This is a genomic window from Methylomonas sp. BW4-1 (assembly GCF_052474385.1).
Map to the genome: position 1 here is coordinate 3,051,702 of NZ_CP184125.1, position 12,889 is coordinate 3,064,590.

The 12,889-nt window shown below is 51.7% G+C and carries 12 protein-coding genes; 9 read left to right on the forward strand and 3 right to left on the reverse strand.

Going from position 1 to position 12,889, the window contains the following annotated elements; genetic code table 11:
• Positions 1 to 15: 15 nt before the first annotated feature.
• Genes ACH5Y9_RS14075 through ACH5Y9_RS14085 form a run of 3 tightly spaced genes read right to left on the reverse strand, consistent with a single transcriptional unit; the run spans position 16 to position 4,135 of the window.
• The gene (locus ACH5Y9_RS14075; protein ID WP_445366500.1) at positions 16 to 2,664 is read right to left on the reverse strand and encodes a response regulator; all 2,649 of its coding nucleotides are present in this window, start codon (positions 2,662 to 2,664) and stop codon (positions 16 to 18) included.
• Positions 2,661 to 3,119, reverse strand: a complete 459-nt coding sequence (locus ACH5Y9_RS14080) for a hypothetical protein (RefSeq protein ID WP_033158938.1) — start codon at positions 3,117 to 3,119, stop codon at positions 2,661 to 2,663. Before ACH5Y9_RS14080 ends, ACH5Y9_RS14075 begins: the two co-directional genes overlap by 4 nt.
• Complete coding sequence (locus ACH5Y9_RS14085; protein ID WP_445366501.1) at positions 3,116 to 4,135, reverse strand: hypothetical protein; 1,020 nt, start codon at positions 4,133 to 4,135, stop codon at positions 3,116 to 3,118. The genes ACH5Y9_RS14080 and ACH5Y9_RS14085 overlap by 4 nt, the downstream gene beginning before the upstream one ends.
• A 691-nt stretch (positions 4,136 to 4,826) precedes the next feature.
• On the opposite strand from ACH5Y9_RS14085, the gene ACH5Y9_RS14090 reads away from it, so the two are divergent.
• From ACH5Y9_RS14090 to ACH5Y9_RS14130, 9 genes are all read left to right on the forward strand, one after another.
• Entirely contained in the window at positions 4,827 to 5,015 is a 189-nt protein-coding gene (locus tag ACH5Y9_RS14090) for a hypothetical protein (protein WP_415878856.1), read from the forward strand.
• 204 nt (positions 5,016 to 5,219) lie between these two features.
• Complete coding sequence (locus tag ACH5Y9_RS14095) at positions 5,220 to 5,528, forward strand: hypothetical protein (RefSeq protein ID WP_205453693.1); 309 nt, start codon at positions 5,220 to 5,222, stop codon at positions 5,526 to 5,528.
• A 483-nt stretch (positions 5,529 to 6,011) separates the two neighbouring features.
• On the forward strand, positions 6,012 to 7,016 hold the full coding sequence (gene dusA / locus ACH5Y9_RS14100; protein WP_445366502.1) for a tRNA dihydrouridine(20/20a) synthase DusA: 1,005 nt from the start codon (positions 6,012 to 6,014) through the stop codon (positions 7,014 to 7,016).
• Positions 7,017 to 7,055: 39 nt separating this feature from the next.
• Positions 7,056 to 7,601 carry a GTP cyclohydrolase I FolE gene (gene folE / locus ACH5Y9_RS14105; RefSeq protein ID WP_033158934.1) on the forward strand — a complete coding sequence of 182 codons (546 nt, stop codon included), beginning with the start codon at positions 7,056 to 7,058 and terminating at the stop codon, positions 7,599 to 7,601.
• Between the two features lie 2 nt (positions 7,602 to 7,603).
• Positions 7,604 to 8,587 carry a ferrochelatase gene (gene hemH / locus ACH5Y9_RS14110; protein WP_445366503.1) on the forward strand — a complete coding sequence of 328 codons (984 nt, stop codon included), beginning with the start codon at positions 7,604 to 7,606 and terminating at the stop codon, positions 8,585 to 8,587.
• Positions 8,588 to 8,620: 33 nt separating this feature from the next.
• A complete protein-coding gene (locus ACH5Y9_RS14115) occupies positions 8,621 to 10,213 on the forward strand; it encodes a MutS-related protein (protein WP_445366504.1) in 1,593 nt (530 codons plus the stop codon).
• Positions 10,210 to 11,406 (forward strand): formate-dependent phosphoribosylglycinamide formyltransferase, encoded by a 1,197-nt coding sequence (gene purT / locus ACH5Y9_RS14120; protein WP_445366505.1) that lies wholly within the window; start codon positions 10,210 to 10,212, stop codon positions 11,404 to 11,406. The genes ACH5Y9_RS14115 and purT overlap by 4 nt, the downstream gene beginning before the upstream one ends.
• 24 nt (positions 11,407 to 11,430) lie before the next feature.
• Positions 11,431 to 12,006 carry a lytic transglycosylase domain-containing protein gene (locus ACH5Y9_RS14125; RefSeq protein ID WP_033158930.1) on the forward strand — a complete coding sequence of 192 codons (576 nt, stop codon included), beginning with the start codon at positions 11,431 to 11,433 and terminating at the stop codon, positions 12,004 to 12,006.
• Positions 12,007 to 12,870 (forward strand): HDOD domain-containing protein, encoded by an 864-nt coding sequence (locus ACH5Y9_RS14130; RefSeq protein ID WP_445366506.1) that lies wholly within the window; start codon positions 12,007 to 12,009, stop codon positions 12,868 to 12,870.
• Positions 12,871 to 12,889 lie beyond the last annotated feature (19 nt).

The following is a 12,889-nucleotide window of genomic DNA, read 5'->3' on the forward strand; positions in this document are numbered from 1 at the left end:
ATACTGGCGGCAGCATCATTCCTGAAACTCGTGCAAATATTCCTGAATAGCCGGCTCCAGCCGAATGCTGGCTTGTTGCAGTAACTCGTAACTGGCGGCCGCATCAGTAAAGGCAGCCTCGTGGCCCATAGTCTCCAGCTGCTGGGCTATCTTGCCGAACGGGAAGGCGCCGATGCTGTTGGCCGAGCTTTTCAGGGTATGTGCGGATAGCCGTAACAATTCGGCATCCTGACGCTGTATCGCATCGGCCATGTCATTCAGCAGCGGCGCTGACTGTTCCTGAAATAAAGTCATCATTTTGCACAACATCTGCTGTCTACCGCGCACCCGACTTAAGGCTTGTTGCCAATCCAGCGCCGGCTCAGCCAACAGCGCCGAGGCCATGCTGTGGTTATCCGCTTGTTCTGTTCCCGCCATATTCCAACACTCCACCATTGCCAACAAATCCTGCTCCTGCACGGGTTTTGCGATGTAATCATCCATACCAACGGCTAAACAGCGTTCCCTATCACCTTTCAGGGCGTGCGCGGTCATCGCGATAATCCGCATATGTTTACCCGTCTCGCGCTCGCTGGCCCGAATCGCTTCGGTAGCCTGAAAACCATCCATTACCGGCATCTGCACGTCCATTAAGATCAGATCGAACAAAATATCGGTAGCCAATATATCCAGCACCTCCTGGCCGTTGTTGGCCACCTTGACGGTGTGGCCGCGCTCTTCCAGCAACACCACCGCCATGTATTGGTTAACCGGATTATCTTCCGCCAACAAAATTCTTAATTTACGCGGCGGCTCAGCCAATACTGTCAGCGAGGCTTCTGCGGCTTTAGCGGATTTACCCAACGCCGATTGAATGGCATTCCACAATTCCGAATGTTTGACCGGTTTACGCACATACAAATTGATACCCAAATCGTGGCAGCGTTCGCAATCGTCCGGCCGGTCGGCAGACGACAACATCATGATGGTTACCGGTTCGAAGCGTTGATCCTCTCTGATGGCTTGCGCTACCATAAAGCCGTCCATGATCGGCATCATCGCATCGAGTAAAATCAAAGCGTAGGCTTCGCCGGTTTCCGCCATACTCTTCAATGCGGTAATGGCCGCCTCGCCGCTATCCACCGTGGTGGGCCGCATGCCCCAATGGCTCAAGATTTCCGAGAACACCCGTAAATTGATGGCATTGTCGTCGACGATCAACACCGGTAGATTTTTCACGTCTATCAGTGGCTGAAATGGCGCGTCGGCCTCGCTTTTGGTGTGCCGGTCAAACACGGCGGTAAAGAAAAAAGTGCTGCCTTTATGTTCTTCGCTTTCCAATGACAAATGCCCGCCCATCAATTCGACGAGGCGAGAAGAAATCGACAAACCCAGGCCGGTGCCGCCGAATTTGCGCGTGGAGGATGCGTCTATTTGCGCGAAGGCTTCGAAAATAAGCTGTTGTTTATCGGGGGAAATACCGATACCGGTGTCGCTGACCGCAATCTGCAAACAAACCTTGTTTTCATCGACCGATTCCGGTTTGACTTGCACCACGATTTCGCCGTGCTGGGTAAATTTGATGGCATTGCCGACCAGATTAATGATGACTTGATTCAAACGGCCAACGTCGCCCAGCAAATCGTCCGGGGTTTCCGGGTCGATGCGCAACATCAACTCCAGATCTTTTTCATGGGCATGGCCAGCCAGCAGTTTTAAGGTGTCGCCGAGGCTTTCGCGGACTTTGAACGGTGCATGATCGAGTTCGAGCTTACGCGCCTCAATCTTGGAGAAATCCAGAATGTCATTGACGATGCGCAGCAAAGCATCCGCCGAGCTGTTCGCCATCCCCAAAAACTCGCGTTGCTGCGGAGTGAGTTCGGTACGCAAAGCCAAACCTATCATGCCGATGATGCCGTTCATCGGTGTGCGGATTTCATGGCTCATATTAGCCAGAAACTCGCTCTTCGCGCCGGCGGCCTGCAACGCAGCGTCGCGGGCGGACAGCAAGGCTTGGCGCATTTTTTCCAGATGCTCGGCCAACGCCGCTACTTCGGTAATTTTGGTGCCGGAATTAAATTGCCCGGTGTGATTGCCGGCGGCGATTTGTTCGGCTTCGTCGCGTAAACGTTCCAGCGGCATAACCAGTTTGCGCCCGAACAATCCCACCACCAGCAGCGTCAAACCCATGTAAACCGCGACAAAATAGGCGCTACGCTGATAGATCGTGGCAATGTCGCGTTGAATCTGCCGCTCGTCGTAACCCAGCCTTAGCATCGCCAAAGAGCCGTCTTCGGGATTCAAAATCGGTACGGCCAAAAAATAAATATCGTCGTCGTGCTCGCCGAAGAAAAAATCTTCCTGAAATTGCTGCTGGGCGTTCAGTTCGATGTCGGCGCGAATATTGCCGCGCTCGGTGGCGATTTCCGCAAACGCCAAACGGCCATTCAACAGAAACTCCCCTAACAAGCCTTGCAATTCGCCGGCCTTACTGTGTTGCAGGCGCGGTGTCACCAGATTACTGAACAGCAAGGCATCGGAGCGGACGTAATTGACAAACTGCGCTTCCAAACTGGGTTTGATTACCCGATAAATGCCGAACAACAACACCGGCACCAGCAGTAAATGAATGCCGACAACCGCCAGAATCATTCGGCCGTTAAAACTATGAAAAAACCGACTCATTCCAGGGCTCCCTGCCATAACACGTTAACTGCTTTAAGGCCTTGATTGGCCCGGACTTGATCTTCCCACAAATAGGTCACCGTACCCGGATTTTGTTGCAGCGTATCGACCAAGCTCTTCAGATCGTTAAAACTCTCCGGACGCTTACCGCCGAGGCGGAAAACCACTGATATGGTTTGACTTTCATAGGCATTAGCCGACATGAAAGCCACTTTTTGCAGAAATACTTCGAAAATTAACGGATCGCTGATATTCAATAAGGGCACGGGGTGTTCGCCGCCCTTCTCCAGCGGCACGCCCAAGAACAATTTTCTGGCTTCTTGCACGGTTAGAGCCGGCATCGACGAGTTGGCGCTGGTGGCCAATACCAGAGAATGGCGAGTGATAGCCCATAGGCTCTGCGCTCCAAGCAGCAACAGCAAAACAATGATGCAAAGACCGCGCAGCAGTTTCATGGGAACACCGCGCTCCATTGAAACATCACTTGCCCGAAATGATCGTCGCGCAAATGATCGCGCGAGGCTTCAATCTTTAGGGCATTCGTGTGGTTGAGTTTATAGCGTATGCCGCCGAGAAACCTGTCCTCGACATATTTAGGAAACATCGCCAGGTAGGGATCGTCCCTGCCGCCAAAAGTGCCTTCTACGCGCCCGACCACAGTCCAGGCCGGATTGAGGTCCCATTCCACTTGCCCGTAAGCGCTGAGAAAATCGTCGTAAGTTTTGCCGCCCAACGGGCTTTCCAAGGTATTGTTCACATAGACAATTTCGCTTAATAGTCTTAGCGATTGGATTTGCTTAGCGGCATAGGCACTGGCGACGAACTGATTAACGTTTTTAACGGCCAGTTCGTCGGAATGAATTTGATTGTAGGCCCCGGAAATGCCGAATTCGTCGACCCCATAGCTGATAGGTTGGTAGCCCAACCGAAACGACACACCAGGCCGGCGGGAACCTCCCGGCTCCACCAGATTGAACGCTTCCAAACCTTTATTAATTTGCGGGCCCGCACCAGCGCCAACCGTGTAATACAAGCCGCCCTCACCCAGATCGTGGACGCCTTCCCATAAAAACCCGGTCAAATGATTGGGAATCACGCCTCCCGCCGTTTCGAAAGCCATAATACCTGGCCTGCTAATCGTGGTTTGCAGAAACGCGCCGTGGTGGAACTGCATGTTCCAATAGCCGATCGGGTTATGAAAGCGCCCCAACCACAGCGTGGCTTCGTCGCCAACATGCATGCCTAATTGAAAGCGTTCCAGATTATGGGTTTTGGTGCTGACCAGCCATTCGCCGAGAAAGCGGAAGCGCTGATAGTCGGTGGTGTAAAACACGTTAATCTCGGGGATAACGTCACCTGTACTGAGTTTTTTCTGCGGTTCTTGATCGAAACGCTCGATGCCGGTCACAGCCGGAAACAATAACAAATCACCCGGCAGCCCGGTGGCGCCATGGCTGGGCATATGTCCCATATGGCCCCCGGCAACTACAGAGGCAGGCACTAGGGCTGCGAGTGCGCAGACATAGGAAACGATAGCAGCGTTTAGCGTTTTGAATATGGCCGGATAGTATCGTTGCCGCATGCGGACTCTCAAGCATTTCATCGGTAGCACACTCATACTACCCAGTTAATTGGGAATATTTTCCCGATACGTTTAAAGCGAAATGTATCACATATTTTTGAATGGTTGACGATATTTCGTCAAAACTTAAGTGCAGATCAAGCACCTGAGCAGCATCATTCAAGACAGAGGTAGATTTGATTAAACCCGCATTTGCCCGCCGATTACAAATCTTCGAGCCAGCGCTGGAGCTACCCCAGTAGCGGCCGCCATTAACCTAAAAACTCATACCAACTTTAAACCTGCAAAAGCGTCTAACGCCCCTGGATCATCGACTGGCCCTGACACCTTGTACGACATTTCGTAAGCGATACGATATTTAGTGCTGAAATCAACAATTTCTTGTGCATTTTTTCACTGTTTTCCAGCATTGCCAGCTCATAAAATAATGCATAAACAATTACTTAGAATAATTAAGGTGCACGCGGTTTTGTAGTGGCATTGGTTTTGCCCTGTATAGCGTAGCTCTGCGATGACGAAGAGCCGGAAAACAAACCCATAGCGCATTATTTTCAGACATTCGGATTACGAGGTGATCACCATGAAAACACTCCAGCAGATTACTCGTTGCAAAAGGTGCGGCGACTTATTGTCAGCCCATGAAAAGTCACATACCGCCCACGAAGGCCTCTGTGCATTTTGCGCCCAGATGCGTAGTGAAGCACTGGAAATTCACCAAGAAATACAGGCAAAAAACCGCGTGGCAAAAATTCACTTCAGATTTGTTTAAGCATGGCCTTGTTATAAGGCTGGCCGCGCCACAATGAAAGTTTGCCGATAACCACCGTAGGCTTGAGGGCACGTTCAACCGGATCGCGAAATGGCGTCGTTATTCAGCGCCTTAGCTGCCCACAGCGAAACGATTGGCGCGAATACCTGAAACATGCGCATTAGCTCGCTAAGTTTTTATAACCCCAACATAAGGAGACAAACTATGAATTCCGAAGACATCCTGAAAACGTGTATACGCGAATTAAAGCGCTGCGGCATAAGCTTCGTACTGATCATAATCGGCGTATTTCTGGCCACCCAAAACGCCCCCGCCGCAACCATGCCAAAACCCAAGCAATGCATAGGCAGCATGGAAACGATTAACGCACTTGCCTCTCGCCCTCTAAAACCCGGCACTCGTGCTTTGGTCCAGCCGGTTAGCAATTCGCTCCATCAGTTTCATACCAAACAAACTTACAGTAAATGCGTTGGTAGCCTGACCGAAAACAAAGCTAGCAAACAATACAAATGAGTGTTTTTCGGCAATCCGTATAATTTTGAATCGTCCGCGCGGACAACCCAGATAGCCATCCCGAATCCCAAGTCACTCGTCAAGGCGACGTCAACACGGCACCAAGGCTTTTTTTGATCTATCTGCAACATTCAGATGCAAGTTGTTAACTTTTAGCTTCATCTAATAGCAGCGGGCCAATACGCATCCCACAAGCCTGAGCAGAATCAACTGGGCGATTGTCTTTATCGTGTTTATGCTGTTTAGTGCCAGCCCCATCCCGATTACCAGCAGCATCGGTTTATACCTAGTGATTTTCAGGCCGCGTTGGTTTAAAGAACTGACCAACAAAGTCTACGCCGATAAAGCAGACTGATATTCTCCTATCGCCTTCCTGCTTCAGCCTTCAGCACGGGCTGATTTCCTACTGCGGTTTTTATTCAGCCCGGCAAAGTATAATAAATCACCAATTTGAATCCTGATTCCCAACCACCAGAACCACCCATGACCGCTGACCGCGACCATACCGCCCCCCAAGCTGACAAACACCTGGCCTACCGATTCTCAGTGGCCCCCATGCTGGATTGGACTGACCGACACTGTCGGTATTTCCACCGCACCTTATCCCGTCATGCCTTGCTATACACGGAAATGGTCACCACTGGCGCCATCTTGCATGGCAACCGTGGCCGGCATTTACAGTTCAGCCCGGAGGAACATCCACTGGCTTTACAACTAGGCGGCAGCAATCCAGCCGATTTAGCCGAATGCGCCAAAATTGCCGCCGATTATGGTTATGACGAGATCAATTTAAACGTCGGCTGTCCCAGCGACCGTGTGCAAAATGGCCGCTTCGGCGCCTGCTTAATGGCAGAACCCGAACTGGTCGCCGAATGCGTAGCGGCAATGCGGGAAGCAGTATCGATGCCGGTGACGGTGAAATCGCGGATTGGTATCGATGATCGCGATTCTTACGCAGAACTGACACACTTCATAAGCACTGTAGCGGCGGCCGGTTGCGAGACCTTTATCGTGCACGCCCGCAAAGCCTGGCTATCCGGGCTGTCGCCGAAACAAAATCGCGACGTACCGCCGCTGCGTTATGAGGTGGTGTTGCAATTGAAGCAAGATTTTCCGATGCTGAATATTGTTATCAACGGCGGCATCGAATCCTTGGATAGCTCGCTGGATTTATTAGAGCAACTTGACGGCGTCATGCTAGGCCGGGAGGTTTATCACAATCCCTATCTACTAGCAGAAGTAGACCGGCGCTTGTTTAACGACGAGCATTCCATCCCGTCGCGGCAAGAAACGGTATTAGCCCTGTTGCCTTATATAGAGCAGCAATTACAACAAGGCGTGAGACTGCATTGCATCACCCGACACATGCTGGGGCTGTTTCATGGGGTCGATGGTGCGCGGGCCTGGCGCCGCCATCTCAGCGAAAACGCTACCCGTTTTGGCGCCGGTAGCCAGGTGGTTTTGGACGCCTTAGAATTTACAGTTTGATGCTGTATACTCACAACATTTTTTTACTCGAGGGCGGCAATGGAAGAATATTTCTCCAAAATCATTCAAGCAATAGGCGAAGATGTGAATCGGGAAGGTTTGCGGGACACGCCGAAACGTGCCGCTAAAGCCTTCAAATTCCTGAATAACGGTTACGAAAAAACCCTGGAAGAGGTATTGAACGGCGCGATATTTGAAGCCGATACCGAAGACATGGTGATTGTAAAAGACATCGAGCTTTACTCTTTGTGCGAGCATCATTTATTGCCCTTTATTGGCAAATGCCACATCGGTTATTTGCCTAAAGGCAAAGTCTTGGGTTTGTCCAAACTGGCCCGTATCGTTGATATGTACGGTCGGCGGCTGCAAATTCAAGAACAATTGACTCGGCAAATCGCCAAAGCGGTGGAAACCGCCATCGACGCCCGCGGCGTAGCGGTGGTCATCGAAGCCAAGCACTTGTGCATGATGATGCGCGGCGTGGAAAAACAAAACTCGGTGATGACCACATCGGTCATGCTGGGGATTTTCAGAGAAGAAATCAGCACCCGTTCCGAATTCCTGAACCTGATCAATCGCAAGTAACCATGACTGAAACCGGCCAAAAAAAGATCGGGGTGTTACTGGTCAATCTGGGCTCGCCCGCCTCCCCAAAAACCGGCGACGTACGCCGCTTCCTGCGCGAATTTCTCGGCGACCCGCGGGTGGTCAATCTGCCCAGGCCCTTGTGGTGGCTAATCCTGAATTTGTTCGTGCTGCCGTTTCGCCCGAAAAAATCGGCGCATGCCTATCAATCGATCTGGACCGAGCAAGGCTCGCCCTTGATCGTATTCACCGAAAAGCTGACCGCCAAATTGCAAGGTTTTACCGGTATAGACGACGCCGATTTAATCATCGATTGCGCGATGCGCTACGGCAAACCGGCCTTGCGGGAAAAATTGCAAAACTTTCAGAAGCAAGGTGTCCACGAAATCGTTATCCTGCCGCTCTATCCACAATATTCCTCCACCACGACCGCCTCGATTTTCGACGTGGTGGCCGAGGAATTTGTCAGTTGGCGGCACATGCCCGGCCTGCACTTCATCAGCGACTTTCATGAACACCCCAGTTACATCGAAGCCCTGGCGCAATCGGTGCGCCAGCATTGGCAAGCCAACGGCCAAGCGGAATTGCTGTTGCTGTCATTTCACGGCTTACCGGCCAAACTGACCGAATGGGGCGATCCGTATTTCTATCAATGCCAAACCACCGGCCGTCTGCTCGCCGAGCAATTAGGCCTCAAGGACGAACAATGGAAATTGGTATTTCAATCGCGCTTCGGCAAAGCCGAATGGCTGAAACCGTACTGCGTGGACGTGTTGCAAGAACTACCGCAGCAAGGCGTCAAAAATGTCGACGTGATTTGTCCGGGATTCTCGGTAGACTGTCTGGAAACGCTGGAAGAGATCGCTATCGCCAACCAAGAGATATTTCTGGAAGCCGGTGGCGAGACGTATCGTTATATTCCGTGTTTAAACGACAGCGACGCTCATGTCGAGGTGATGCTTGATTTAATTAAAACCGTGCACTAAATAAAGCACGGCCACTAAAAAACCGGGGGTAATATGCAACAAAACATCTTACAAAGCTGGAACGGCGAATGGCCGACGGTGCGCTCGAGCCAATCCTTACCCACCGGTGAAGGCGTCATCGACCAAGGCGCGTTTAACACCATAGAAGTTGACGAATTGTTCGATTACGTCAACTACGCTAGCACCACCGCCGGCAAAACGGTGCTGTATCGTTCACTAAGCCAACCCTTGGACGATCTGGAGGCGATAGCCGCCAAACAAGCCGCAGTGCGTGAAATTCAAGACAATCCCGATGTCCGCGCCAACGTGGAAAACATTATCGCCAATGCCGCCGCCTCGGAAAACCGGCTTTACTTGTTATTGTTCGGCGAGTTTCTCGGCGGTTTCGGCACGGCTCGAGAGGATAATCAAATCGAAGGTTACGGCTACAAACAATATGTTCGTGGTGTGCGCGTGGTCTTGAATCTGGTCGGTGCGATCTACAACTCCGGCAAGCCGCAAAGCCCTTATCTGCAAAGCGTGTTCGAGAAAATCGGCAATTTTTCGCACAGCAACGAATATTCGCTGATGGTCGGCCCGGTTTACAACAGCGAAAAAGGCCTGCAAAGCAAGGAAGAACGCAAAAACTCCTTCTCACCGGCGACGATTTTCCGCCCCACCCTGTTCAAACCGATGTTGATCGCTCTACTGATCGCCGCCATCTGGGGCTTGATGCAGATTTTCCCAACCGATATGTTCCAGGTCACCCGTGACGGTTTGTCGGTGGCTTCGGTGTTTTTCCTGCCCTTAGCCTTGGCTTATATTCCGGTCATTGGCGGCTACGATAGAGACAACTGCATCATACCCCTGCGTAACATTTATAAAAATTCGCAGGCGCTCGGCGATATGCTGGACGGCCTGGGACAGTTGGATGAGTTATTGGCTTTTATTAAATACGCCGAAGACTTCGGCAGCGAGATGGTACTGCCGGAACTGAACGCCGGCGAACATCACAATATCAAATTAGTCGCTGCGAAAAACCCGGTACTGGGCCAGAAAAATCCCGCCTACGTCGGCAACGATTTCAGCATGGACGACGAACGTCTGGTGTGCGTGACCGGCCCCAACAGCGGCGGCAAAACCGCATTTTGCAAAACCATCACGCAAATTCAATTGTTGGCGCAGATCGGTTGTTTCGTGCCGGCTCAGGCTGCCAATTTAAGCGTGGCGGACCGCATTTTCTATCAATGCCCGGAGATCAGCCATCTCGATGACGGCGAAGGCCGTTTCGGTACGGAATTGAAACGTACCCGCGATATTTTCTTGGCCAGCAGCGCAAAAAGCTTGGTGGTGCTTGACGAAATGGCGGAAGGCACTACTTTTGAAGAGAAGATGCAGTCGTCTATCGACGTGCTGGACGGTTTTTACCGCAAAGGTAACAGTACTATTTTGATTACCCACAACCATCAATTGGTGGATGAATTCGTGAAAAGAAAAATCGCCGTGCCTAAACAAGTGGAATTTGCCGACGACTTGCCGACTTTTAAATTGATCGCCGGCATTTCCAGAGTCAGCCACGCCGACCGGGTCGCGAAGAAAATTGGTTTCTCCAAACAAGACATCGATAACTATTTAGCAAAATCATGAAAATCGGCACCCCTGACAGCAGCAGCGCCACCAAAGCTTTATTGCTGGGCAGCGGCGAATTAGGCAAAGAAATCGCCATTTCGCTGCAACGCTATGGCGTGGAAGTGATTGCGGTTGACCGCTATGCCGGTGCCCCGGCTATGCAGGTGGCGCATCGCAGCCACGTGATTGATATGACCGACGCGACAGCAGTAAAAACCCTGATTGCCCGCGAACAGCCGCATTACATCATCCCCGAAATCGAAGCGATTGCCACCGAGGCCTTAGCGGAGATTGAAGCTCAAGGTGAAACCACTATTGTCCCTAATGCTAGGGCAATTCAATTGACTATGAATCGTGAAGGCATTCGCGAGCTGGCAGCCGCTGAACTAGGTCTACCGACATCGAAATACGCTTTTGCCGAAACCTTCGAGCAATTGAGGAGCGCAGTTGATAGCGGCATAGGCTACCCCTGTTTTATCAAGCCAACGATGTCGTCTTCCGGCAAAGGCCAGTCCATGGTAAAAAGCGCGGACCAATTACAAGCCGCCTGGGATTACGCCAAGGCCGGCGGGCGCGCCGATACGGGTAAGGTGATCGTCGAAGCCAAGATTGATTTTGATTTTGAAATCACCTTACTCACCGTGCGCGCCCTGAACAGCGACGGCCAAGTAAAAACCTATTTCTGCGAACCCATCGGCCACCGCCAGGAGAACGGCGACTACCGGGAAAGCTGGCAACCACAGGCGATGAGCAGCAAGGCCATTGAGTTATCTCAGCAAATCGCCGATAAAGTGACTACCGCACTAGGCGGCTTGGGTTTGTTTGGCGTGGAATTATTCATAGCCGGCGATCAAGTCTGGTTTAGCGAAGTCAGCCCCAGACCGCACGATACCGGCATGGTGACGATGGCCAGCCAGCGGCAGAGCGAATTTGATTTGCATACCCGCGCCATTCTTGGCCTGCCGGTCAACACGGCGCTAGATAAAACCGCCGCCAGCGCGGTGATTTTAGGTGGCATAGACGCCAAAGCCGTGAGCTATTCAGGCTTGGCACAAGCATTGGCGGTCGCAGACACCGACATTCGCCTGTTCGGCAAACCGGATGCTTTCGTGTCAAGGCGCATGGGTGTGGCGCTCGCCACGGCCGTCAACGTCAATGATGCTCGCGCTAAAGCGTTACAGGCCGCCAGCCTAATTCGTGTGACTGAATGAGGCCAATCGGTAAAAGGTGACGCGATGAAACCCCTGTTGATTGCCACACTATCGATAGCGCTCATCACCGATGCGGGGGCCGACATTTTTAAATACACCGATCCTAGCGGTCGGGTGTATTACACCGACGAACCCAAAAAAGGCTTCGATTACCGCTTAATCATCCGCACCCGGCCGCGTACTTATAAACACGACCTAAAGTTCATGTCGGGCAACAAGCTCAAGTTCAACGACTTAGTTGCCAAGGCCGCGGCCAAACATCAAATGGACCCCAAACTGCTGCACGCAGTGATTCAAGCCGAATCAGCCTATAACCCCAATGCGGTGTCCTCGGCCGGCGCGGTGGGCTTGATGCAATTAATGCCGGATACCGCACGCCGCTATGGCGTGACCGACCGGCGCGATGCCGAACAGAATGTCGATGGCGGTACCCGCTACTTGAAAGATTTACTGGCGATGTTCAACTCCAATCTAACCTTGGCGGTAGCCGGTTATAATGCCGGCGAAGGCGCGGTGATGAAATACAATAATAGCGTGCCGCCCTATCCCGAAACCCGTAATTATGTGCAGCACGTCATGGCGCTGTATCGGAAGAGTTAATTGAAAGCTGCTGCCATCAAGCAATTGATTGCCGGCTCGACCGAACTGTTTTCCCTGCCCGATATTTATTTTCAACTCAGCGAAATGATTCGGGATTCGCGTTATTCTCTGGCTGACATCGGCAAGGTCATTGCCAAGGACCCTGCACTCAGTGCGCGTTTGTTACGGGTAGTAAATAGTCCTTTCTACGGTTTTCAAGCCAAAATCGACACCATTTCCCGCGCCGTTACCGTAATAGGCATCGACGACTTGAGCAACCTGGTATTGGCAACCACGGTCGTTGATCGCTTTGGAAAAATCCCCGGCGAACTGATCGACATGACCTCGTTTTGGATGCGCAGCATTCATTGCGCGGTGATAGCCCGACTGCTGGCAAAAGCCAGCGCCGTGCTGCATACCGAAAGACTGTTTCTGGCCGGCCTTTTACACGACATAGGCTCACTGATACTCAGTCAAAAAATGCCCGAGCAATATCTAAGCGTATTGCTTGCCGCAGACCACAACCGCGCTTTGTTGGCCGGTTTCGAACAAGAACTGATTGGTTTCACTCATGCTGAGGTCGGCGGGGAATTACTAAAAATCTGGGGCTTACCGGAATCCCTCTACGAAACCATAGGCTGTTATCTGAATCCTGCCGATGCACAAATACACAAACTGGACGCGCATTTGCTGCATATGGCGGCGCACTTGGTCGATAGCGGCCAACAAGCCGATGGCTTGGAAATAGCCGTAGCTGAATTTTCTAACCAATCGTTAACACTAGTGCGTCTGACACGAGAGCAAACCATTTCGATAATGGAGCAGGTGGAAGAGGAGTTTTTGCAGATGTTTGAATTACTCGGACCGAACAAAAAATTTCACTAAACGGTACTGGCAAGCATTT